Source organism: Streptomyces sp. NPDC020958, assembly GCF_055562175.1.
Map to the genome: position 1 here is coordinate 163,660 of NZ_JBVHFU010000001.1, position 22,268 is coordinate 185,927.

Below are 22,268 nucleotides of genomic sequence, written 5' to 3' on the forward strand. Positions count from 1 at the left end.
CGGACGGAAGGAAGCAGGTCTACGGTGATTGTCCCCCGAAGGAGCCCGTCGCACCCCCCGCTGCCCGCGGCGGCTCAGGAGATGAAGGCCCGCACCTGCTCGTACACGCCGTGGTCGTTGTTCATGTCGGTGTGCGAGATGCACCCGACGTCCACGTTGGTCGCCCCGCTCAGCTCCGCCGAGGAGTTCGGGACGACGGCCGCGTCGCAGTCCGACCAGTACGCCGCGTAGGAGACGCTGCCCGGTGTCTCGTCACCGGAGTTCAGGGCGGTCAGGAAGGAGCTGCCGGTCTGCATCTCCTTGCAGGACGTGTAGAGCCACCCGCACAGCGAGGCGATGCTCGTCCCGTGGTTCACCCCGGCGACCGACACGAAGTGGTCCACGTACGAGGTCCCGCCGAGGTTCTTCAGGTAGTAGCGGCTGTTGAGCGCACCCATGGAGTGCACCACCAGGTCGACCTTCGAGGCGCCGGTTTTGGAGAGGACGGACTGGATGTACGTCGCCAGCGTGGAGGCGGTGGTGACGTTCGACTTCGTCCAGTCGTACGAGATCGCATACAACTCGGAGGACGAGTAGCCGTCCGCCTCGAAGTCGGCGATCCAGTCGTTCCAGCTGCTGGAGTCGCCGCTCAGACCGTGCACGAACACGATCGGGTCGTGGCTCGCCGCCTGCGCGGGAGTCGCGGCCAGGGGGAGTGACAGAAGGAGCGAACCGGCTATCGCCGACAGAGCCGTTGCGATGCGACGCTTGGCGCGTTGCATGATGCCTCCTGAAACGGGTGGGGTTGGTCAGGAGTGTCGGGACGGGTCTACGCGCGCCGCATCGGCGAAGTCGCCAGTCTTTACGAGTCAACTAACTCGCCAGTAACGTCATTCGTGTGGTGATACCGGTGAACCCCCCACCTCTGGACCGCACTTCGCCACCGGGGACCACCGACGCGGGGCCGGGCCCGGCTTCGGCGCTCCCCGAGGGCGTACGCGCCCGGGTACGGCGCGTCGTGTACGAGGACCAGCGCGCCGTGGCCGAACTCGTGCCACGCCTCACCGAACGTCAGGCCGCGGGAGCCGACCCGCTGCCCGTCGAACCGGCCGAACTGGCACCGCGGTTGCTGGGCATCCTGCGCCGGGAGATCCGCGCCCTGCCGGACGACACCCGGTCGCTGCTGCTCCTCGCGGCCGCCGACCAGTACCCGGTCACCACCCACGCCTTCCTGCGCGCGGTCACCGCCGTCCGGGTCGACACCCGCCCGCTGGAGGCCGCCGAGACCGCCGGGATCGCGCACGCCGGCGCCGGCGGGGTGTCCTTCCGCGACGCCTGGACCCGGATCGCCGCCTACGAGACCGCCTCACCGGCCGACCGGCGCGCGGCCCACCAGCTGCTCGCCCGGGTGCTGGGCGGCAAGGCGGAGACGACCCGCCGCACCTGGCACCGGGGCGCCGCCGCGCTCGGCCCCAGCGCCCGGCTCGCCGCGGAACTGCGCCTGGCCGCCGACCGGGCCCGCGCCGAGGGCAGACCCGCGCTCGCCCGCGCCCTCGCCGAACGCGCCGCCGAACTCAGCCCGGACCCGGTCGTGGAGGCCAGGCTGCTCGCCGCGGCCGCCGCCGACGCCTGGCGCTGTGGCGAACCCGACCGGGCGAGACGGCTCGCCGCCCGCACCGACAACCCCGCCCTGGGCGGAGTCCTCGCCCTCAGAGCGGGCAACGCCGCCGAGGCCTTCGACGCCCTGCTCACCGCCGCCGTCCGGCAGGAACGTTCCGCTGATGCCGCGGCCCTGCTCGCCCTCGCCACCGAGGCCGCCGTGTACACCGGCGACCTCGGACGCTGCCACGAGGCCCAGGCCGTGGCCCACTGGCTGGGACTGGCACCGTCCGGCATCCTCGCCGGACTCGCCGCCGCAGTCGCGGGCCGCTACGACGAGGCCCGGGTCTTGCTGAAGGGCACCGCGGGAGGCAGCGGGCCCGGCGGCGACCCCGGCCTGCTGATCCACTCCGGCATCGCCGCCCTGCTGCTCGGCGACCCCACCCGGGCCGTCGCCGCCACCCTCCGCGCCGCCGCCTCGGCCCGGGCCCGCGGCACCCCGGGGACCGTCGTGCAGGCCATGGAGTTCCGCGTCTACGCCGACTTCTGGACCGGCCGTACCCGGTCCGCCGAGGCCGCCGCCCAGGAGGCCCTCGCCCTGGCCCACGCCACCGGGCAGGACAACGGCGCCTGCCATCTCCGGGCCGCCCTCGCCATGTTCGCCGCGGTCAGGGGCGACGAGGAGGCCTGCCGGGAGCGCGCGGCGGCCGTCCGGTCGTACGCCGTGGCCCACGGGCTGGGCCTGGCCGCCGCCCTCGCCCAGTGGGCCCTCGCCTTCCTCGACCTGACCCACGGCCGCTTCCCCGCCGCGGCCGCCCGGCTGCGGGCCCTCGCGGGCTTCGGCCCCGGCCACGGCCACCGGGCGATCCGGCACCTGGCCACCCCGCACTACGTCGAGGCCGCCGTCCGCACCGGCGACACCCGGGTGGCCCGTGCCGCGCACGCCGACTACCACCGGTGGGCCACGGCCGTCCGCAGCCCCGACGACCTCGCGCTCAGCGCCCGCTGCCGGGCCCTGCTCGCCCCCGGCGCCGAGGCGGTCCCGCACTACCGCGCCGCGCTCGACCTGCACGCCCGCGGTACGCGTGACTTCGAACGCGCCCGCACCGAGCTGCTGTTCGCCGGTGCGCTGCGCCGGACCCGGCAGCGCGCCGAGGCCAGGGACCGGCTGCACAGCGCCCTGGAGGCCTTCGAGTCCTTCGGCGCCCCGCACTGCGCCGCCCAGGCCCGCGCGGAACTGCGCGCCCTGGGAACGCCGTCCACCCCGAACTCCGGCGCCGACCCGGCGGCCGTCCTCACCGCGCAGCAGCTGACGGTCGCCCGGATGGCGGCGGACGGCGCCACCAACCGGGAGATCGGCGACCGCCTCAACCTCAGCCCGCGCACCATCGACCACCATCTGCGAGGCGTCTTCGCCCGGCTGGGCATCCGGTCGCGCATCGAACTGGTCCGGCTGCTCGGAGAGTCGCCGTAGGCGGCGGTTCCGCGATCCGGGCAAGCCACGATGGCGCCGCACCCGACCCGCGGCCCCCCTCCTACACTGCCTCCCGTGCCCGGAATGCCTCGGCGTCCCAGCTGCCGTCCAGGCGGGGCGACAGCCAACTCGGCGCCACCGCACGGAAGTCGGCGGGGGCCAACGCCCCGGCCCCAGCGGGCAGGGCGCCGAGCAGCGGCACCCCCGCCACGTCCGGCAGATCGGCCACATTGCACCGCGAGGCCAGATCCGGGGAGTCCGGCCAGCTGCCGATCACCACGCCCAGCAACTCCAGCTCACGCGCCTGCAGTTCACGGGCCGTCAGCTCGGTGGTGTTGAGGGTGCCGAGACCGGCCGACGCCACCACGAGCACCGGCGCGTTCAGCAGCCGGGCCACGTCCGCCAGCGTGCCGCCGGCCTCGTCGAACCGGACGAGCAGCCCGCCCGCCCCCTCGACCAGTACCAGATTGTGCTCGGCGGCCAGTCTGGCGGCCGCCTCCGCCACGTCCTGCGGGCGCACCGGGGGCAGCCCCGCCCGCCTGGCCGCCGTCCCCGGCGCCAACGGCTCGGGGAAACGGGCGACTTCGGCCGCCGTCACGGCGCCCGCGAGCCGCGCGACCTCGTCGGCGTCCCCGCGCTCGTCCGGTCGTACCCCGGTCTGCGCGGCCTTCAGGACCGCCACCGAGCGGCCGGCCGCGACCGCCGCGGCGGCGACCGCCGCCGTGGTGACGGTCTTGCCGACCTCCGTGCCCGTCCCCGTGATCACCAGGATCGGCATGTTCATCCCTCCCGCGCCGCGGCACACACCGCGCGCGCGATCCGTGCCACGTCCGCGTCACCGGTGACGTACGGCGGCATCGTGTAGACCAGGTCGCGGAAGGGGCGCAGCCATACGCCCGCGCGCACCGCGGCCGCCGTCGCGGCCTTCATGTCGACGTCGTGGTCGAGCTGGACGACCCCGATGGCGCCGAGGACCCGGACGTCCCTGACCCCGGGCAGGTCCTGGGCCGGCGCGAGCCCCTCCCGCAGGCCCGACTCGATCCGCTTGACCTCCGTGAGCCAGTCCTGCCCCAGCAGCAGCCCGAGCGAGGCGCAGGCCACGGAAGCGGCGAGCGGGTTCCCCATGAACGTCGGCCCGTGGGCCAGTACCGGCACCTCGCCCCGCGAGATCCCCTCGGCCACCCGGGACGTGCACAGCGTGGCCGCCATGGTCAGGTAGCCGCCGGTCAGCGCCTTGCCCACGCACATCACGTCCGGCGTGACGGCCGCGTGGTCCGCCGCGAACAGCGCCCCCGTGCGTCCGAAGCCGGTCGCGATCTCGTCGAACACCAGCAGCACGTCGTGCGCGTCGCACACCTCGCGCAGCACCCGCAGGTAGGCGGGGGAGTGGAACCGCATCCCGCCCGCCCCTTGGACCACCGGCTCCACGATCACCGCGGCCAGTTCGTGCGCGTGCCGTTCGACCATCGACCGCAGCCGGTCGGCGTACCGCTCGTCGTACTCCGCCGGGGGCGCGTCGGCGAAGAGCTGGCGGGGCAGTACCCCGGACCACAGCTCGTGCATCCCGCCCTCGGGGTCGCACACGGACATCGGCTGCCAGGTGTCGCCGTGGTAGCCGCCGCGCCAGGTCAGCAGGCGCTGCTTCGCCGGACGGCCGAGGGAACGCCAGTACTGGAGGCACATCTTGATCGCGACCTCGACGGACACCGAACCGGAGTCCGCCAGGAAGACGTGCTCGAGACCGTCGGGAGACATGTCGACAAGGAGCTTCGCCAGCCGGACGGCGGGCTCGTGGGTGAGCCCGCCGAACATCACATGGCTCATCCGGCCGAGCTGGTCGCGCGCGGCCTCGTTGAGCACGGGGTGGTTGTAGCCGTGGATCGCCGACCACCAGGACGACATGCCGTCGACCAGTTCACCCGAGCCGTCCGCGAGCCGCAGCCGGACCCCGCTCGCCGACTCCACGACGAGCGGTTCGGCCCGGCCGGGCATCGGACCGTACGGATGCCAGACGTGCCGCCGGTCCAGTTCCAGCAGCTCGCCCAGGCTCAGGTCAGGCATTGGGCGCGAGGTCCGTTCCGGCCCCCCGGCGGCGGACGGCGACCAGGTCGGTGCGGGGCTCGTTGGCGACGGCGGTACCGCACACGTCTGCGTGGGAACCGGAACCCTCGTGGGAACCGCACCCCGACCCGCACCCGGCGTCCGCCCCGCACCCGGCGCCCGCGTGCGCCCCGGGGACCGCGTCCCTGGCCTCGGCCCGGTGCCGGGGCAGCGTCGTCTCCTCGGACCCCTCCACCACGAACCCGGCGTCCGCGATCATCTCCAGGTCGGCCTGGCCGGCCTGGCCCTCGGTGGTCAGGTAGTCGCCGAGGAAGATCGAGTTGGCCAGGTGCAGGGCGAGCGGCTGCATGGTGCGCAGATGCACCTCACGGCCGCCCGCGATGCGCACCTCGACGTCGGGGCAGACGAACCGCACCATCGCCAGGATGCGCAGACAGCGCTGCGGGGTGAGGTTCCACTCCTTGGCCAGCGGAGTGCCCTCGACCGGGATCAGGAAGTTGACCGGCACCGAGTCGGGGTCCAGCTCGCGCAGCGAGAAGACCACGTCGACCAGGTCCTCGTCCGTCTCGCCCATGCCGGCGATCAGCCCGGAGCACGCCGAAAGGCCGGCCGCGTGCGCCTTGTTGACGGTGTCCACCCGGTCGGCGTACGTGTGCGTGGTCGTGATGTCCCCGTACGTCCCCTCGGACGTGTTGAGGTTGTGGTTGTAGGCGTCCGCGCCCGCCTCGCGCAGCCGCTCCGCCTGGCCGTCGGAGAGCAGTCCGAGGCAGGCGCACACCTCGACGCCCTCGTTCTGCTCCTTGATCGCCTTGATGGTGCCGGCGACCCGGTCGACGTCCCGGTCGGTCGGACCGCGCCCGGAGGCCACCAGGCACACCCGCTTGGCGCCCCCGGCGAGGCCCGCGGCCGCCGCCTTGGAGGCCTCGTCGGGTTTGAGCCAGCTGTACTTCAGGATCCCGGTCGAGGAGCCGAGGCGCTGCGAGCAGTACGAGCAGTCCTCCGGGCACAGGCCCGACTTGAGGTTGACCAGGTAGTTGAGTTTCACGCGCCGGCCGAACCACTGCCGGCGCACCTTGCCCGCCGCGGCCACCACGTCCAGCACGTCGTCGTCGGAGGTCGCCAGCACGGCGAGCGCTTCCTCGCGGGTCGGCAGCTCGCGCCGAAGCCCCTTGTCCACCAGCGTGTTCAGCAGGTCCATGAGAGCCGATCCTGTACCAAGAGGCTGCTCCGGGCCAAGGAGAGTTCGCACAACCCTGGCAGATCGACATGTGGGTATCGCCACACAGTGGGCGGCCGACGGTCCCGCTAGGGTCTGTCCACTGCCTACAAAAGCACCGGAGGGGCCATGGCGTTCGGCTGGATCGACGAACAGGCGGAACTCCGCCGCCGCGCCGGACTCGTACGGACCCTGCGCCCCCGTCCCGCCGACTCACCGCTGCTGGACCTGGCGAGCAACGACTACCTGGGCCTCGCCCACCATCCCGAGGTCGCCGAGGGCGCGGCCGAGGCCGCCCGGACGTGGGGCGGTGGCTCCACCGGCTCCCGGCTGGTGACCGGCACGACGGAGCTGCACACCGAGCTGGAGCGCGAGCTGGCCGGGTTCTGCGGGTTCGAGGCGGCCCTGGTCTTCTCCTCGGGCTACGCGGCCAACCTCGCCGCCGTCACCGCGCTCGGCCCGCACGGCTCCCTGATCGTCTCCGACGCCCTCAACCACGCCTCCCTGATCGACGGCTGCCGGCTGGCGCGGGGGACCACCCAGGTCGTCGGGCACGCCGACCCGGACGCCGTGCGCAAGGCGCTCGGCACGCGCGAGGGGCCCGCGCTGGTCGTCTCCGACACGGTGTTCTCGGTCGACGGCGACGCGGCGCCGCTCGCCGCGCTGGCCGAGGCGTGCCGGGAGCGCGGCGCCGGACTGCTCGTGGACGACGCCCACGGACTCGGGGTCATCGGGGACGGCGGGCGGGGCGCGCCGTACGCGGCCCGTCTCGCAGGCGCCGACGACGTGGTGGTCACCGTGACCCTGTCCAAGTCGCTGGGCAGCCAGGGCGGGGCCGTGCTGGGGCCTGCCCGGGTGATCGACCACCTGGTGAACGCGGCGCGGACCTTCATCTTCGACACCGGTCTGGCGCCCGCGGCCGCGGGCGCGGCGCTGGCGGCCCTCAGGCTGCTGCGGCGCGAGCCCGCCCGCGCGGCCCGGGCGCGCGAGGTGGCCGCCGAACTGCACGCACGGCTGACCGCCGCGGGCCTGTCGGCGGTACGACCGGACGCCGCGGTGGTCTCCGTGCGGGCCCCGTCCCCGGAGGAGGCCGTGCGGTGGGCGGCCGACTGCCGGTCGGCAGGCCTGGCCGTGGGCTGTTTCCGTCCGCCTTCCGTGCCGGACGGCGTCTCACGGCTCAGGCTGACCGCCCGTGCCGACCTCTCCGGGGCCGAGATCGAACGCGCTGTACGTGTGATCGGCGAGACACGACCATGAGTCGGCGTGACACGGCCGGGCCTTGCGCGCATGCGGATACGGAATCGGTTACCGGCTGATCAGCCGGTGAACGTGGCCACGAAACCCGCCCAGCTCTCGGGGGAGAAGAGCAGCGCGGGCCCGGCGGGGTGCTTGGAGTCGCGTACGGCGAGCAGCCCGGCCGGTGGGCCGGAGTGCGGCCGTGCCGTCTCCACGCAGTTGTTCGCTCCGGTGCTGTAGCTGCTGCGCAGCCATCGCACACCGCGCAGATCCGTACTTGAAGGTACGTTCCGAGGCAGTGCAGTCATGGTGCCTCCTTACGCGCCGTCACCTATCCCGGCGATGTAATCCAACGAGTCCTCGGGTGAAAGGGCGTGGATCTGAAGGGTGTTGAAGGCCTCCGCGTAGGCCTGGAGGTCTTCTTTCCGTTCGAGGTAAAGGCTACTCGTCAACTGGTCGAGAACAACCACGTCCAGATCAGAAGTGCTCGGAAATGAGAAGATTACGAAAGGACCGGTGATGCCGATATGCGCCCCCGCCGCGAACGGCAGCACCTGGAGCCGCACCTGCGGCAACCGGGCCGCCTCCGTCAGCCGCCGCAGCTGGCGGGCCATCACCCCCGGGCCGCCCACCTCCCGCCGCAGCACCGCTTCGTCCAGGACCGCGCTCAGTTTCAGCGGCGGATCGCCCCGCAGCACGTCCTGCCTGGCCAGACGCACCTCCACCAGGGCGTCGAGGGCCTGGTCGTCGAGCCCGTCGGCGGCCACCCGGGTCACCGCGCGGGCGTACTCGGCGGTCTGCAGCAGCCCCGGCACCACCGAGGTCTCCAGCGTGCGCATCGCGCCCGCCTGCGACTCCAGGCTGATGAAATCCCGGTAGGCGGGCGGCAGCACCCCCCGGTAGGCGTGCCACCAGTGATGTCGTCCCGCGGTGTCCTCCGACCCCGCCAATACCAGCAGCAACTCGCGCAGTTGCCCCTCGGCCACCCCGTAGGCGTCGAGGAGTAACCGCACATCGGCCGGTTTCACACCGCTGGCGCCGGTCTCGATCCGGCTCACTTTCGACTGGTGCCAGCCCACCAGGCGGGCGGCCTCGCCGCTCGTGAGACCCGCGCCGGTGCGCAGCGTGCGCAGTTCGGCGCCCAGTTTCCGGCGGCGTACCGCGGGACCGTTCTGCATGGGCTACTCCTTACTCAATCTGGCCGCCCATATACGGTCCGGTGTCGCAGAGTTCACCGCTTCGAGCGACAGATATATGCACATCTTGGTGGATCGCTCCCCGTGACCGGCCCCGTAATGGCAGTCTGGCGGAGAAGTACCAGTCCGGGACCGTACTCGAACCATCCCCACCGTGCCGGACTCCGGTCCCGAGGAAGTCGGACTCCGGTCCCGAGGAAAGGGACGACGTCGCCATGGCAGACCACCTGGAAGCATCCGTCACCCTGCCGAGCGAACCCGCCTCGGTCGCCGCGGCCCGGGCGTATGCGCTGGACACCCTCGCGGAGTGGGGACTGCCACCGGAGACGGACACGGCGGACACCATCCGCCTCATCGTCTCCGAACTCGCCACCAACGCCGTGCAGCACACCTTCGGGCAGTCGCCCACCTTCACGCTGGACCTCGTCCTCGACCGTGACGAGCACCTGCGCATCGGCGTCACGGACAGTCATCCGCGCTTCCCCAGGAGACTTCCCGCCGCGGTCCAGCAGGACAACGGCCGCGGCATGGTCATCATCCGCTGGCTCACCGCCGAGTACGGCGGCAGACTCCGGGTCCGCCCCACCCGGGAGGGAGGCAAGACGGTCTTCGTCGAACTGCCCTGGACGGTTCCGGCCCACCCCGTCACCGCGGCCGGCCAGCAGGAGCCGTAGCCCTGAGCTCCCGCCGGCCGGTGCGCGGCGGGGTCAGCTGACCCGGCCGTACCAGACGCTCTTCGTCCAGATCTTCTGGAGCTTCACCACGTCCCCGGTCTTCGGGGCGTGCCAGATCTTTCCCTTCCCGGCGTAGATGCCGACGTGGTACACGCTGGAACCCGAGTGGAAGAAGACCAGGTCCCCGGCCTTGCGGCTGCCGGCCGAGATGTGACGGGTCTTGTTGTACTGCTGGGCCGCCGTCCGCGGCAGGGTCTTGCCCGCCTTCTTGAACGAGTACAGCGTGAGCCCGGAGCAGTCGAACCTGTTCGGTCCGGTGGCGCCCCACCGGTAGGGTGAGCCCTTTTTCGAGGCAGCGACCTGCAGTGCCTTCGTCGCCAGCGTGGCGGCCGAGGCGTCGGAGGCGACACCAGGGATCACGATCGAGCCGCCCACGGCGGCGATCGTCAGCGCCGAGGCCGTACCGGCCCGGGCCATGAGCGACGGAACCCGATTGAGCGCAGTCATGCGCAACCCTTCGTCAGCCGCCTGTGAAGGATGACCTGTCGGATTCGGGCTGGCGAAGTTGCCCGGCCGTGTTGCCACGGCTTCACCCCAAGGGCTGCTCGGTCCGGTCATGGCGTGACCGTTCCGGCGACCCGTCGTGCTTGGGTCCTCCACTCCTGCCGATGCACTGCTGTCGACGTCATCCGGGCGGCGGCAGGACTCGGCGTCCGCCCGGACCGCCCCGCCGTGGTGGCGGGGGCTTGTCGTCAGACAGGGATCTTCACGCACTCGTGTCCGAAAATCCCAACGGAACCGGGGATTTGTGGGGTTACTCACCACCCACCCGTTCGGGTGGACAACCCTGTGTTCGATTATCCGTCAACTCCACTGCGTAGCCCCGGACCTGCGCCGAAGCCCTCCACGACCACCCTGGCGCAGGCGAGTCGAGCGGCTTTTTCGGTCAGGTAAAACCACGCCACACTCCGCCGAACGGCGGTAACCCCTTTGGGTCGTTTCAACTCCGGCCCGGGCGTGGCGTCGACACATCGGACCGGACTCCTGCGGAGGTCACCGTACGCAGTCGGGCGGGAGTGCGACGCGAGCGGTCCGGCGCTCGCCGTCGAGCACCCGCAACGCCCGTGCCAGCGTGTCCCCGTGCAGCTCCGTCTCGCCCCGTCGATGCATCAGGGCCAGCGCGTCGCGCAGCTCGGACGCCGCGCGCACCAGCGCCTGCGCGGCGCGCAGACCGCGGTAGGTGTCCTCGTTCTGCGCCGGGTTGATGCGGCCCAGCAGGTCGACCACGTCCAGGTAACGGTCGATCAGCTCACCCTCCGCGCGGGTCAGCGCGGGCAGCGGCGGCAGCTCCGGTGGCAGCATCGGCGGCTCACCCCGCGTGCGGCCGGCCGAGCGGGGGCCGGTGCGTGGGCATGACCCGGTCCGCCAGCCCGTACGCCACCGCCCCCGGCGCGTCCAGGACCAGGTCCCGCTCCAGGTCCCGCTGGACCTGCTCGAGGGTGCGCCCGGTGTGCCGGACGAGCATCTCCTCCACCATCCCGCGGGTCCGTTCCCACTCCGCCGCCTGGATGAACAGATCGCTCGGCCGGCCCTGCACCGGTTCCGGCAGGGCCGGTTGCTGCAGCACGATGCGGGCGCCGGGCAGCACCGACCGTTTGCCCGGGGTGCCGGCCGCGAGCAGCACCGCGGCCGAGGCGCCGGCCTGCCCCAGGCAGACGGTCTGCACCTCGCAGGTGACGTAACGGAGCGTGTCGTAGATCGCGGCCATCGCGCCGAACGACCCGCCCGGGGAGTTGATGTACAGCGCGATGTCCCGCTCCGGAGCCGCGTACTCCAGGTACATGAGCTGCGCCAGCACGTCGTTGGCCGAGGTCTCGTCGACGGGGGCGCCCAGGAAGACGATCCGCTCCTCCAGCAGCTTGGAGTACGGGTCCAGGGTGCGCTGACCGGCGGTCGTTCGTTCGGTGAACTCGGGCAGGACGTAACGGGCGGACGGTCGGGTCATGGCAGTACCACTCCTCGCGGCTGGGCGTCTCGACGGCCGAGCAGACGTAAGAAACGTACAGGACGTACAGATATCAGGGTGGGGATTCCGCTGTCGCCGAACAAGAGGTGTCGCCGCGGGCGCCCCGTAAGCTGGGGTGTATGGCCTACGAGATTCCGGTGACGCAAGCCAGGGCTGAGCTCGCCGAACTGATCAACCGGGTGGTGTACGGCGGTGAGCGCGTGGTCGTGACACGGCACGGCAAGCCGCTGGTCGCCCTCGTCTCCGCCGCCGACCTCGAGCGCCTCGAAGAGCTCCCCGAAGCCACCGAGAGCCAGGTGGTCAGCTCTGTTTCCTCCGTGCGCGAGACAGCCGCCGTACGCCCGGAGCGCGGCCGCTTCGGCATCGCGGCGGAGCACCGCGGGGCCACGGGCTCCTAGGGTGTGTTGCTCTGATCCACGTACTGGATGTACTTGGGTCAGGGTCCGGTGCGGCGAGTGGGGGTCCCCCGGCCGGAGGCCGGGGGAGCGTGCATGGCGTCGCGCGGCAGGCGGGACTTTCGCAACACGCCGTAGCCGCCGGCAGCGCGGCCGGCGCGGTGGTCGGTACCGGCATCGGCCCTCCCCGGGGTGTCCGGGTGAGGGCCGATGGCGTGTGCCCGGCGTGCGGTGGTCACCCGGACGGCCGTGCGCGGGGCGGCCGGTGCCGGGATCACCCGTTCGGCCCAGCCGTGCGCCCCCATGCGCCGGTCATGACGTGATCAAGGTCCGGTTAACGTCACCGAAACTCCGGCAAACTAGCCTGCCGATCCATGCCACCAGCGGTTTTCCTGGCCGGATCGGGTTCGCGGGCCCGATCCGCCGCGGTGGCCGCGGCAACCGGACCCCGCACGGTCCGGAGCGAGGACTGTGAGGTGGGACGTGCAACTGACCCCGCACGAGCAAGAGCGGCTGCTGATCCATGTGGCGGCCGACGTGGCCGAGAGGCGCCGGGCCCGCGGACTGAGGCTGAACCACCCCGAGGCGGTCGCCCTCATCACCGCGCACATCCTCGAAGGCGCACGTGACGGCCGTACCGTCGCCGAACTGATGGCCTCCGGGCGCAAGCTGCTCACCCGGGACGACGTCATGGAGGGCATCCCCGAGATGATCCATGACGTACAGGTCGAGGCGACCTTCCCGGACGGCACCAAGCTCGTCACCGTCCACGACCCGATCGTCTGAGAGGCCGCCGATGATTCCCGGAGAGATCCTCTTCGCCGACGGGCCGGTCGTGTACAACGAGGGCCGCGAGGCCACCTCGCTGACCGTCCTGAACGCCGCCGACCGGCCCGTCCAGGTCGGCTCCCACTACCACTTCGCCGAGGCCAACCCCGGGCTGGAGTTCGACCGGGCGGCGGCGCGCGGCAAACGGCTGAACATCGCCGCAGGCACCGCCGTCCGCTTCGAGCCCGGCATCCCCGTCGACGTCGAACTCGTCCCGCTCGCCGGCGCCCGTGTGGTGCCCGGGCTGCGCGGGGAGACCGGAGGTGCCCTCGATGCCTGAGATCTCCCGCGCCGCCTACGCCGACCTGTTCGGCCCGACCACCGGCGACCGGATCCGGCTCGCCGACACCGACCTGCTCGTGGAGATCGAGGAGGACCGCTCCGGCGGCCCCGGGCTCGCCGGTGACGAGGCGGTCTTCGGCGGCGGCAAGGTCCTGCGCGAGTCCATGGGCCAGTCCCGGGCCACCCGCGCGGAAGGCACCCCGGACACGGTCGTCACCGGCGCGGTGATCATCGACCACTGGGGCGTCGTCAAGGCCGACGTCGGCATCCGCGACGGCCGCATCACCGGCATCGGCAAGGCCGGCAACCCCGACACCATGGACGGGGTGCACCCGGACCTGGTGATCGGGCCCGAGACCGAGGTCATCGCCGGCAACGGGCGGATCCTGACCGCGGGCGCCATCGACGCCCACGTCCACTTCATCTGCCCCCAGATCGCCGACGAGGCGCTGGCGGCGGGCGTCACCACCCTGGTGGGCGGCGGCACCGGCCCCGCCGAGGGATCCAAGGCGACCACGGTCACCCCCGGGCCCTGGCACCTCGCCCGGATGCTGGAGGCGATGGAGCAGTACCCGCTCAACATCGGCTTCCTCGGCAAGGGCAACACCGTCTCGCACGAGGCGATGCTCTCCCAGATCCGGGGCGGCGCCCTGGGCCTGAAGCTCCACGAGGACTGGGGCTCCACCCCCGCCGTCATCGACGCCGCCCTGACCGTCGCCGACCGGACCGGCATCCAGGTGGCCATCCACACGGACACCCTGAACGAGGCCGGGTTCGTCGGGGACACGCTCGCCGCGATCGGCGGGCGCGGCATCCACGCCTACCACACCGAGGGCGCGGGCGGCGGACACGCGCCGGACATCATGACCGTCGTCTCCGAGCCGCACGTGCTGCCGAGCTCGACGAACCCCACGCGCCCGTACACGGTGAACACCGCCGAGGAACACCTCGACATGCTGATGGTGTGCCACCACCTCAACCCGGCGGTGCCGGAGGACCTGGCCTTCGCCGAGTCCCGGATCCGGCCCTCGACCATCGGCGCCGAGGACATACTCCACGACCTCGGCGCGATCTCCATCATCTCCTCCGACGCGCAGGCCATGGGCCGGGTGGGCGAGGTGATCCTGCGGACCTGGCAGACCGCCCACGTCATGAAGCGGCGGCGCGGCGCCCTGCCGGGCGACGGCCGGGCCGACAACCACCGGGTACGGCGGTACGTCGCCAAGTACACGATCAACCCGGCGCTCGCCCAGGGCCTGGCCCGGGAGATCGGTTCGGTGGAGACCGGGAAACTCGCCGACCTCGTGCTCTGGGAGCCCGCGTTCTTCGGGGTCAAGCCGCACCTCGTCCTCAAGGGCGGCCAGATCGCCTACGCGCAGATGGGCGACGCCAACGCCTCGATCCCGACGCCCCAGCCGATCCTGCCGCGTCCCATGTACGGGGCGATCGGACGGGCCCCGGCCGCCAACTCCTTCAACTTCGTCGCCCCGCTGGCGATCGAGGACGGACTGCCCGAGCGGTTGCAGCTCGGCAAGCGGTTCGTCGCCATCGACTCCACCCGCGGTGTGACCAAGGCGGACATGCGGGAGAACGACGCGCGGCCCAGCGTCCGGATCGATCCCGACAGCTTCGCCGTGCACATCGACGGAGAGCTGGTGGAGGCCGTACCGGCCGCCGAACTGCCCATGGCCCAGCGTTACTTCCTCTTCTGAGAGTCGAGGTCCCTGATGTCCCGGGCAGCGTTGCTGGTGCTGGCCGACGGCCGCTTCCCCGCCGGAGGCCATGCGCACTCGGGTGGCGCGGAGGCGGCCGTGAAGGCCGGACGGATCACCGGGGCGGCGAGCCTCGAGGAGTTCTGCCGTGGCCGCCTGCACACCACGGGGCTGGTGGCGGGTGCGCTCGCCGCCGCCGCCGTACTCGGTGTCGAGGTGGGGGAGTTGGACGCCGCGGCCGACGCACGGACCCCGTCGCCCGCGTTGCGGGGCGCCGCGCGGCGCCTCGGGCGGCAGCTGCTGAGGGCCGCGCGGGCCACCTGGCCGAGCACCGAACTCGACGCGGTCGCCGAGAAGTTCCCCAAGGGTGCGCACCAGCCGGTGGTGCTGGGCGTGGTGGCCCGGGCGGCGGGTCTCTCCGCTCAGGACGCCGCCCACTGCGCGGCGTACGAGTGCGTCAGCGGGCCGGCCACGGCGGTGGTGCGGCTGCTGAGCCTGGATCCGTTCGAGGCGACGGGTGTGCTCGGGCGGCTGGCGCCCGAGGTGGACCGGGTGGCCGACCGGGCGGTGGAGGCGGCGCGCAGAGCGGTCGGGGACGGCGCCGGGACACTGCCGGCGGCGTCCGCGCCGCTGCTCGAGATCGGCGCCGAGTGGCATGCGGGGTGGGCGGTGCGGTTGTTCGCGTCGTAGCCGTCTCCACCCGCACCCGCCCCGACGGGAGCGTCCCGGACGGGCTGACCCGCAGAAACTGCTGAACAAGGAGCCGTACATGCACCTCGACCACGATCACCGGCACGGTCCCGTCGCCGTCAGCGCCGACGCCCGCCGGCCCGACGGGTCCCGGCGCGCCCTGCGGATCGGACTCGGCGGGCCGGTCGGATCCGGCAAGACCGCCACCGTCGCCGCCCTGTGCCGGCTGCTGCGGGACGAACTGTCCCTCGCCGTCGTCACCAATGACATCTACACCCGCGAGGACGCCGAGTTCTTGCTGAGGGAGGCCGTGCTGCCCCCCGAGCGGATCGCCGCCGTCGAGACGGGGGCCTGCCCGCACACCGCGATCAGGGACGACATCTCCGCCAACCTCGAAGCCGTGGAGGACCTGGAGGACGAAGTCGGGCCGCTGGACCTCATCCTCGTCGAGTCCGGCGGGGACAACCTCACGGCCACCTTCTCCAGGGGACTCGTGGACGCGCAGATCTTCGTGATCGACGTGGCCGGGGGCGACGACATCCCCCGCAAGGGCGGACCCGGTGTCACCACCGCCGACCTGCTGGTCGTCAACAAGACCGACCTGGCGCCGTACGTGGGGTCCGACCTGGCCCGGATGGCCGCGGACGCCAAGGCGCAGCGCGCCGAACTGCCGGTGGTCTTCCAGTCGTTGCGCGGTGAGACCGGGGTCGGCGACGTGGCCGGCTGGGTGCGGGAGCGGCTCGCCGCGTGGACGGCGTGACCGCCACCGGCGTGCGTGCGACCGCGAGGATGGTCGCACGGGACGACGGGCGGGGCGGCACCTCGCTGCCCGTGCTGGAGGGCGAGGGGCCGCTGGCCCTGCGGCGTACCCGGGGGAGCGGTGCCGAGGCCCGGGTGATGGTCGTCGGGGCGATGAGCGGGCCGCTCGGCGGGGACCGGTTCGCCGTCGAGGCCACGGTGGAGCGCGGCGCCCGGCTGCGGGTGGGGTCGGCCGCCGCGACCATCGCGCTGCCGGGACAGGCGAAGGGCGAGGCCCGGTACGACGTCCGGCTCGACGTCGCCGACGGCGGTGAACTGCACTGGCTGCCCGAGCAGTTGATCTCGGCCAAGGGGAGCGAGCTGTACGTCACCACCCGGGTCGACGTGGGTGCGGGCGGCCGGCTCGTGCTGCGTGAGGAGCAGGTGCTCGGACGGGCCGGGGAGACGCCGGGACGGCTGGGCAGCCGGCTCACCGTGCGGGTCGCCGGGAGCGTCGTACTCGATCAGGAACTGGCCTGCGGGCCCGGCGCACCCGGCGGCTGGGACGGCCCCGCCGTCCTGGCGGGACACCGGGCCGTCGGGCAACTCGTGCTCGTTCGACCGGAGTTCGCGAGCGAGCCGGTGCGGGCGCGGATGCTGGGGGAGTACGCGGCGCTCACTCCGCTGGCAGGGCCCGCGGTGCTGGTGAGCGCGGTGGCGGCGGACGCGCTGCGGCTCCGGCGGGTGTTGGACGCGGCCCTGGGTGAATGGGGAGCGTGATCCGCTCAGCGGGACCACGCCATCCGGATATCGGATTGGTAAAGAACGGCTGACATGCCTTGTGCACAGCAGAGTCACAGCCGGAAAGATCCTCCCTGACCATTCGCAACTATGTACGGGGAGGGGCCCACTTGAGGGACAACTTCAGATCGAGGAGCCGGACGCTGGCGCTCGGTTCGGCGGGCGCGCTCGTCACCGCGAGCCTGATCACCGGGGCGCTCGCGGCCCCCGCGGCCGGCGCCGAGGCCCGGCACGGCGGCCAGGACCGGCAGCAGCGCGGCGCGGCGATCGCCGCCGCGCGGGCCGCCAAGGCGGGTATCGACTGGGCGGACTGCCCGGCCGACTGGGGCTTCGCCAAGCCCGTCCAGTGCGGCTGGGTCACTGTGCCGCTCGACTACACGAAGCCCGACGGCAAGCAGATCCGGCTCGCCGTCGACCGAATAGCCAGCACGGGGACGAAGGCGGAGCGCCAGGGCTCGCTCGTCTACAACCCCGGCGGCCCGGGCGGCTCCGGGATGCGCTTCCCGCTCCGGGTCGTCAACAAGAACCCCCTGTGGGTCAACGCCTCCAAGGCGTACGACTTCGTGGGCTTCGACCCCCGCGGCGTCGGCCACTCCGCGCCCATCTCCTGCATGGACCCGCAGGAGTTCGTGAAGGCGCCCAAGGCCGACCCGGTGCCGGACACCGAGGCCGACAAGACCGCCCAGCGCAAGCTCGCCAAGGAGTACGCGGACGGCTGCGCCGAGCGCACCGGCAAGGCGATGCTCCAGCAGATGACCACCCCGAACACCGCCCGTGACCTCGACGTCATCCGGGCCGCGCTCGGCGAGAAGAAGCTCAACTACCTCGGTGTCTCCTACGGCACCTACCTCGGCGCCGTGTACGGGACGCTGTTCCCGGGTCACGTCCGCCGGCTGATCGTGGACAGCGTCGTCAACCCGTCGCGCGAGAACATCTGGTACGAGGCCAACCTCGGCCAGGACATCGCCTTCGAGGGCCGCTGGAAGGACTGGGAGGACTGGGTCGCCGCCCACGACTCCGCCTTCCACCTGGGCACCACGCGCGACGCCGTCCAGGCCAAGTGGCTCCAGCTGCGCGCCACCGCCAAGGCGAACCCGATCGGCGGGGTCGTCGGCCCGGCCGAGCTGATCTCCTTCTTCCAGAGCGCCCCGTACTACGACTCCTCGTGGGTCCCGGTCGCCACGGTGTTCAGCAAGTACGTCGCCGGTGACACCCAGGCGCTGGTCGACGCCGCCGCCCCGGACCTCTCCGACACCGCCGGCAACATCTCCTCGGAGAACGGCAACGCCGTCTACACCGCCGTCGAGTGCACCGACGCCAAGTGGCCCACCAGCTGGCACAAGTGGGACCGCGACAACACCGAGCTCAACAAGAAGTACCCGTTCATGACCTGGGCCAACGCATGGATGAACCTGCCCTGCGCCACCTGGCCGGTCAAGCAGCAGACCCCGGTGGACGTCACCACCCACAAGGGCCTGCCGCCGGTGCTGATCGTGCAGTCCACCCGTGACGCCGCCACCCCGTACCAGGGCGCCGTCGAACTGCACAAGCGCTTCAAGGGCTCCCGCCTGATCACCGAGCAGGGCGCCGGCTCGCACGGCGTGACCGGCCTGGTCAACCCGTGCATCAACAGCCGTGTCGACTCCTACCTGCTCACCGGCAAGCTGGACGGCGCGGACGTCACCTGCGCACCGCACGCCACACCGCAGCCGTAACCCTTCGCGCACCGCGGTGCGGGGCGGCGGGAGCGTTCCCGCCGCCCCTTCCCGCCGTCCCTCCCGTCGTCCCTTCGCTGTCCGGCCTCAACTCAGCGGCGCGCGCGGGAACCTGCGCTCCTTCTCGCCCTTCGCCGCCGTCTGCTCCGCCTTGACGACCGCCGCGTACTGGTCGACGTACTCCTGCCCGGAGAGGTTCAGGATGGCGTACATGATCTCGTCGGTGACGGCGCGCAGGATCGCCTTCTCGCTCTCCATGCCCGCGTAGCGCGAGAAGTCCAGAGGCTTGCCGAAGCGGATCACGACGGGGTGCAGGGTGGGGACGACCTTCCCGGGCGGCTGCGCCTCGAAGGTGCCGATCATGGCGCACGGGATCACCGGGACACCGGCGCGCAGCGCCATCACGGCGACCCCGACCTTGCCCTTGTAGAGACGGCCGTCGTGCGAGCGGGTGCCCTCCGGGTAGATGCCGAGCAGCTCGCCCTTGGCCAGCACCCCGAGCCCCTCGCGGATCGCCGCCTGGCCGGCCTCCTTCCCCGAGCGGTCCACCGGGATCTGTCCGGCGCTGCGGAAGAAGAACGCGGTCAGCCTGCCCTTGAGACCCGGTCCGGTGAAGTACTCCGCCTTGGCCAGGAAGGTGATGCGCCGTTTCAGGACGGCCGGCATCAGGAAGTGGTCGGAGAAGGAGAGGTGATTGCCGGCGACGATGGCCGGCCCCGACGCGGGCACGTGCTCCAGGCCCTCGATCCGGGGCCGGAACACCACGCGCAGCAGCGGCCCGAGCAGTACGTACTTGAGCAGGTGGTAGAACACGGCTCTCTCCTCACTTCTGCCGGTCCCCGCCGGAACCGGCGGCCTGCCGAGTCGGCTCGTCCTCGGCGGGCCCGGGGTGATGTGCGCCTGTCGTCATCTGTGGCCATGTCCGGTCGGTCTCATGCCCACCGGGTGCCGGTGAAGGCACGCAGCGGGTCGGACACCGTCTCGTTGGATTTCACCACGCCGGCGCCCGAGTCGTCGCCCGTCCTGGTTCTTCCGTGGGCCGGGGGCAGCCGGTCCGGGACCACCCTGCCCGGCCCCCTCCCAGCTGACCGCCTCCCGCCGTTCCCTGCTCCTCGGCCGCGAACTCGTCCTCCACCGCGCCGAGCTGACGGACCCCGAGTCCGTCCGCCGCCGCCTCGGCGACCTCACCGGCTGACGCCGGCGCCCCCGCGCGTCCCCGGCGGTACCCGTGCGGGGCCGCTCTCAGGGCATGCGTAGGATGACCCCGATGCGTCCGACCGAGCCGCCCCCGAAGCGACCGCCCCACCGGCGGTGGCGAGCGCTGCTCGTCCTCGGGCTGCTGGCCGGGCTGTTCGGCATGCACGCGCTGGCCCCCGGCGGTGTCGTGGGACACCACGGCGCACCCGCTCGGGCCGTCCCGCACACGGCGGTCATGGTCACCGCCTCCGACGGCTGCTCCGACGACGACGGTCACTGCGGCCACGACCACGCGCACCACGCCGACGCGACCTGCGCCTCCGGAGCGCTCAGCGGTGGCCCCGCGCTGCCCGCCCCGGCCCCGGACCCGGTGCACGTCCCCGTGCCGGACCGCACCGCCGCCTCCCGGGCGGCCACGGCACCCGACGCCGCCCGTGCCCCACCCGATCTGGCCGAACTCCAACTCCTGCGGATCTAGCGGCACCCGAGCCGGCCGCGCGCGTGCGGCGCGCCGGTCGCGCTCCCGCGTGCCCACTCACACCCATCGCAGGAGATCCAGCATGACCACCACGCGTACCCGTGCCGTCCTCGTCGCGCTCACCGCGACCGCCGCCCTCACCCTCACCGCCTGCGGCGGCGACGACAGCGCCGGCAGCGCGCACGCGTCCCACTCGGCGGCGGCCGGCGCGACAGCATCCGCATCCGCCTCCGCCGGGACGCACAACGCGCAGGACGTGTCCTTCGCCCAGACCATGATCCCGCACCACCAGCAGGCCCTGGAGATGGCCTCCCTCGCCGCCGACCGGGCCTCCTCCGCGCAGGTGAAGGACCTCGCCGCCCGGATCGAGAAGGCCCAGGACCCGGAGATCAACACCATGACCGGCTGGCTGAAGGCCTGGGGCGAGGAGGTGCCCATGGCGGGCATGGACCACAGCGGTCACAGCGGCATGGCCGGGATGATGTCTGACAAGGACATGACCATGCTGAAGCAGGCCAAGGGCAAGGACTTCGACACGATGTTCCTGACCATGATGGTCCAGCACCACCAGGGCGCCGTCGAGATGGCCGGGACCGAGAAGGCCAAGGGCGCGTACGCCCCGGCCACGAGCATGGCCGGTTCCATCGTCACCGGGCAGAACGCCGAGATCAAGGAGATGAACAAGCTCCTCGGCAAGGGCTGAGCAGCAGCGGCGGCCGCGCCGGTGGGCGCGGCCGCCGTCCGCTCAGACCGCCAGCACCTTCTCCAGCGCCCCCAGCGCCGAGCGCAGTTCGTCGGCCGTGACGGTCAGCGGCGGGGCCAGCCGGATCGTGGCGCCGTGGGTGTCCTTGACCAGGACGCCCTCGCGCATCAGACGCTCGCTGATCTCGCGCCCGGTGCCGATCGCCGGGTCCACGTCGACGCCGGCCCACAGCCCGCGCGCCCGGAAGTCGATCACGCCCCTGCCGACCAGCGCCGCCAGGCCGTCCCGCAGGACGGCACCCAGCTCGGCCGCCCGGCGCTGGAACTCGCCGCCCTCCAGCAGTTCCACCACCGCCGTGCCGACGGCCGCGGCGAGCGGGTTGCCGCCGAACGTCGAGCCGTGCTCACCCGGATGCAGCACGCTCATCACCTCCCGCCGGGCCACCACCGCCGACACCGGCACGATCCCGCCGCCCAGCGCCTTGCCCAGCAGCAGCACGTCCGGGACGACGTCCTCGTGGTCGACGGCCAGGGTGCGTCCCGTGCGGCCGAGACCGGACTGGATCTCGTCGGCGACGAACAGGCAGTCCGCGCGCCGGGTCAGCTCCCGGACACCGGTCAGATAGCCGTCGTCGGGGATCAGCACCCCGGCCTCGCCCTGGATGGGCTCGATGAGCACGGCCGCGGTCGTCCCGTCGACGGCCGCCTCCAGCGCCGCCAGGTCGTTGTACGGCACGACCCGGAAGCCCGGTGTGAAGGGGCCGAAGCCGGCCCGGGCGGTCTCGTCCGTGGAGAAGCTGACGATCGTGGTCGTACGGCCGTGGAAGTTGTCCGCGGCGACGACGATCGTGGCCCGGTCGGCGGGGACGCCCTTCACGTCGTAGGCCCATTTGCGGGCCACCTTGATGCCGCTCTCCACCGCCTCCGCGCCGGTGTTCATCGGCAGCACCATGTCCAGCCCGGTCAACTCCGCCAGCCGCCCGGCGAATTCGGCGAGCCGGTCGTTGTGGAAGGCGCGGGAGGTGAGGGTCAGCCGGTCGAGCTGACGGTGCGCGGCCTCGATCAGGGCGGGGTGCCGGTGGCCGAAGTTGAGCGCCGAGTAGCCGGCCAGCATGTCGAGGTAACGGCGGCCCTCGACGTCCTCCACCCAGGCGCCCTCGGCGCGTGCCACGACGACGGGCAGCGGGTGGTAGTTGTGCGCGAGGACCGGTTGCTCCGCCTCGATCAGTTCGGCGGAGGTGCGCGTGCGTGCGGGTGCGGTCATGAGGG

General features: G+C 72.5%; 24 protein-coding genes and 1 riboswitch. Of the genes, 13 read left to right on the forward strand and 11 right to left on the reverse strand.

Annotated features, from left to right (window positions below; all coding sequences use genetic code 11):
• Positions 1 to 74: 74 nt before the first annotated feature.
• Positions 75 to 761: an esterase/lipase family protein gene (locus ACZ3KP_RS00750; protein ID WP_358979720.1), complete on the reverse strand. Its 687-nt coding sequence runs from the start codon at positions 759 to 761 to the stop codon at positions 75 to 77.
• Between the two features lie 119 nt (positions 762 to 880).
• Here ACZ3KP_RS00750 and ACZ3KP_RS00755 point away from each other — a divergent pair, with 119 nt between their 5' ends.
• Positions 881 to 3,052, forward strand: coding sequence for a helix-turn-helix transcriptional regulator (locus tag ACZ3KP_RS00755; RefSeq protein ID WP_467496726.1), 2,172 nt, complete (start codon positions 881 to 883; stop codon positions 3,050 to 3,052).
• Between the two features lie 61 nt (positions 3,053 to 3,113).
• Here ACZ3KP_RS00755 and bioD read toward each other — a convergent pair whose 3' ends face one another.
• The 3 genes from bioD to bioB are packed head-to-tail and all read right to left on the reverse strand — an operon-like array spanning position 3,114 to position 6,311.
• The gene (gene bioD / locus ACZ3KP_RS00760; RefSeq protein WP_467496728.1) at positions 3,114 to 3,830 is read right to left on the reverse strand and encodes a dethiobiotin synthase; all 717 of its coding nucleotides are present in this window, start codon (positions 3,828 to 3,830) and stop codon (positions 3,114 to 3,116) included.
• A gap of 2 nt (positions 3,831 to 3,832) precedes the next feature.
• The gene (locus ACZ3KP_RS00765) at positions 3,833 to 5,113 is read right to left on the reverse strand and encodes an adenosylmethionine--8-amino-7-oxononanoate transaminase (RefSeq protein ID WP_467495213.1); all 1,281 of its coding nucleotides are present in this window, start codon (positions 5,111 to 5,113) and stop codon (positions 3,833 to 3,835) included.
• Positions 5,106 to 6,311 carry a biotin synthase BioB gene (bioB, locus tag ACZ3KP_RS00770; protein WP_467495215.1) on the reverse strand — a complete coding sequence of 402 codons (1,206 nt, stop codon included), beginning with the start codon at positions 6,309 to 6,311 and terminating at the stop codon, positions 5,106 to 5,108. Before bioB ends, ACZ3KP_RS00765 begins: the two co-directional genes overlap by 8 nt.
• A 147-nt stretch (positions 6,312 to 6,458) precedes the next feature.
• Here bioB and ACZ3KP_RS00775 point away from each other — a divergent pair, with 147 nt between their 5' ends.
• Complete coding sequence (locus ACZ3KP_RS00775) at positions 6,459 to 7,586, forward strand: 8-amino-7-oxononanoate synthase (RefSeq protein ID WP_467495217.1); 1,128 nt, start codon at positions 6,459 to 6,461, stop codon at positions 7,584 to 7,586.
• Positions 7,587 to 7,645: 59 nt separating this feature from the next.
• On the opposite strand, the gene ACZ3KP_RS00780 is transcribed toward ACZ3KP_RS00775, so the two are convergent.
• Together ACZ3KP_RS00780 and ACZ3KP_RS00785 are read right to left on the reverse strand one after the other, a co-directional pair.
• Positions 7,646 to 7,873 (reverse strand): DUF397 domain-containing protein, encoded by a 228-nt coding sequence (locus ACZ3KP_RS00780; RefSeq protein ID WP_467495219.1) that lies wholly within the window; start codon positions 7,871 to 7,873, stop codon positions 7,646 to 7,648.
• Between the two features lie 9 nt (positions 7,874 to 7,882).
• Positions 7,883 to 8,743 (reverse strand): helix-turn-helix domain-containing protein, encoded by an 861-nt coding sequence (locus ACZ3KP_RS00785; RefSeq protein WP_467495221.1) that lies wholly within the window; start codon positions 8,741 to 8,743, stop codon positions 7,883 to 7,885.
• Positions 8,744 to 8,976: 233 nt separating this feature from the next.
• On the opposite strand from ACZ3KP_RS00785, the gene ACZ3KP_RS00790 reads away from it, so the two are divergent.
• Positions 8,977 to 9,435 carry an ATP-binding protein gene (locus ACZ3KP_RS00790; protein ID WP_467495223.1) on the forward strand — a complete coding sequence of 153 codons (459 nt, stop codon included), beginning with the start codon at positions 8,977 to 8,979 and terminating at the stop codon, positions 9,433 to 9,435.
• Positions 9,436 to 9,468: 33 nt separating this feature from the next.
• Here ACZ3KP_RS00790 and ACZ3KP_RS00795 read toward each other — a convergent pair whose 3' ends face one another.
• The 3 genes from ACZ3KP_RS00795 to ACZ3KP_RS00805 form a co-directional block, all read right to left on the reverse strand.
• Positions 9,469 to 9,942, reverse strand: coding sequence for a C40 family peptidase (locus ACZ3KP_RS00795; RefSeq protein ID WP_132887856.1), 474 nt, complete (start codon positions 9,940 to 9,942; stop codon positions 9,469 to 9,471).
• Between the two features lie 3 nt (positions 9,943 to 9,945).
• Positions 9,946 to 10,130: riboswitch (cyclic di-AMP (ydaO/yuaA leader) on the reverse strand.
• Between the two features lie 358 nt (positions 10,131 to 10,488).
• The gene (locus tag ACZ3KP_RS00800) at positions 10,489 to 10,797 is read right to left on the reverse strand and encodes a hypothetical protein (RefSeq protein WP_046730013.1); all 309 of its coding nucleotides are present in this window, start codon (positions 10,795 to 10,797) and stop codon (positions 10,489 to 10,491) included.
• Positions 10,798 to 10,804: 7 nt separating this feature from the next.
• The gene (locus ACZ3KP_RS00805; RefSeq protein WP_467495226.1) at positions 10,805 to 11,440 is read right to left on the reverse strand and encodes an ATP-dependent Clp protease proteolytic subunit; all 636 of its coding nucleotides are present in this window, start codon (positions 11,438 to 11,440) and stop codon (positions 10,805 to 10,807) included.
• 140 nt (positions 11,441 to 11,580) lie between these two features.
• Here ACZ3KP_RS00805 and ACZ3KP_RS00810 point away from each other — a divergent pair, with 140 nt between their 5' ends.
• The 8 genes from ACZ3KP_RS00810 to ACZ3KP_RS00845 all read left to right on the forward strand — a co-directional run bounded on the left by ACZ3KP_RS00810 (position 11,581) and on the right by ACZ3KP_RS00845 (position 18,622).
• Positions 11,581 to 11,859 (forward strand): type II toxin-antitoxin system Phd/YefM family antitoxin, encoded by a 279-nt coding sequence (locus ACZ3KP_RS00810; protein WP_467495228.1) that lies wholly within the window; start codon positions 11,581 to 11,583, stop codon positions 11,857 to 11,859.
• 480 nt (positions 11,860 to 12,339) lie between these two features.
• Positions 12,340 to 12,642, forward strand: coding sequence for an urease subunit gamma (locus ACZ3KP_RS00815; protein WP_360564506.1), 303 nt, complete (start codon positions 12,340 to 12,342; stop codon positions 12,640 to 12,642).
• Positions 12,643 to 12,652: 10 nt separating this feature from the next.
• A complete protein-coding gene (locus ACZ3KP_RS00820; protein ID WP_467495231.1) occupies positions 12,653 to 12,964 on the forward strand; it encodes an urease subunit beta in 312 nt (103 codons plus the stop codon).
• On the forward strand, positions 12,957 to 14,678 hold the full coding sequence (locus ACZ3KP_RS00825) for an urease subunit alpha (RefSeq protein WP_358979741.1): 1,722 nt from the start codon (positions 12,957 to 12,959) through the stop codon (positions 14,676 to 14,678). The genes ACZ3KP_RS00820 and ACZ3KP_RS00825 overlap by 8 nt, the downstream gene beginning before the upstream one ends.
• Before the next feature lie 15 nt (positions 14,679 to 14,693).
• Positions 14,694 to 15,368, forward strand: coding sequence for an urease accessory protein UreF (locus ACZ3KP_RS00830; RefSeq protein ID WP_467495233.1), 675 nt, complete (start codon positions 14,694 to 14,696; stop codon positions 15,366 to 15,368).
• A 79-nt stretch (positions 15,369 to 15,447) separates the two neighbouring features.
• Entirely contained in the window at positions 15,448 to 16,128 is a 681-nt protein-coding gene (gene ureG, locus ACZ3KP_RS00835) for an urease accessory protein UreG (protein ID WP_132887862.1), read from the forward strand.
• The gene (locus tag ACZ3KP_RS00840) at positions 16,116 to 16,886 is read left to right on the forward strand and encodes an urease accessory protein UreD (RefSeq protein ID WP_467495235.1); all 771 of its coding nucleotides are present in this window, start codon (positions 16,116 to 16,118) and stop codon (positions 16,884 to 16,886) included. The genes ureG and ACZ3KP_RS00840 overlap by 13 nt, the downstream gene beginning before the upstream one ends.
• Positions 16,887 to 17,017: 131 nt before the next feature.
• Positions 17,018 to 18,622 carry an alpha/beta hydrolase gene (locus ACZ3KP_RS00845; protein ID WP_467495237.1) on the forward strand — a complete coding sequence of 535 codons (1,605 nt, stop codon included), beginning with the start codon at positions 17,018 to 17,020 and terminating at the stop codon, positions 18,620 to 18,622.
• A gap of 87 nt (positions 18,623 to 18,709) precedes the next feature.
• Here ACZ3KP_RS00845 and ACZ3KP_RS00850 read toward each other — a convergent pair whose 3' ends face one another.
• Entirely contained in the window at positions 18,710 to 19,435 is a 726-nt protein-coding gene (locus tag ACZ3KP_RS00850) for a lysophospholipid acyltransferase family protein (protein ID WP_467495239.1), read from the reverse strand.
• Positions 19,436 to 19,889: 454 nt separating this feature from the next.
• Between ACZ3KP_RS00850 and ACZ3KP_RS00855 the strand changes: the two genes are divergently transcribed.
• A complete protein-coding gene (locus tag ACZ3KP_RS00855; RefSeq protein WP_467495241.1) occupies positions 19,890 to 20,297 on the forward strand; it encodes a DUF6153 family protein in 408 nt (135 codons plus the stop codon).
• 82 nt (positions 20,298 to 20,379) lie between these two features.
• Positions 20,380 to 21,000 carry a DUF305 domain-containing protein gene (locus tag ACZ3KP_RS00860; protein WP_467495243.1) on the forward strand — a complete coding sequence of 207 codons (621 nt, stop codon included), beginning with the start codon at positions 20,380 to 20,382 and terminating at the stop codon, positions 20,998 to 21,000.
• 42 nt (positions 21,001 to 21,042) lie between these two features.
• Here the strand turns inward: ACZ3KP_RS00860 and rocD are convergent, their stop codons facing one another.
• Positions 21,043 to 22,263, reverse strand: coding sequence for an ornithine--oxo-acid transaminase (gene rocD, locus ACZ3KP_RS00865; RefSeq protein ID WP_467495245.1), 1,221 nt, complete (start codon positions 22,261 to 22,263; stop codon positions 21,043 to 21,045).
• Positions 22,264 to 22,268 lie beyond the last annotated feature (5 nt).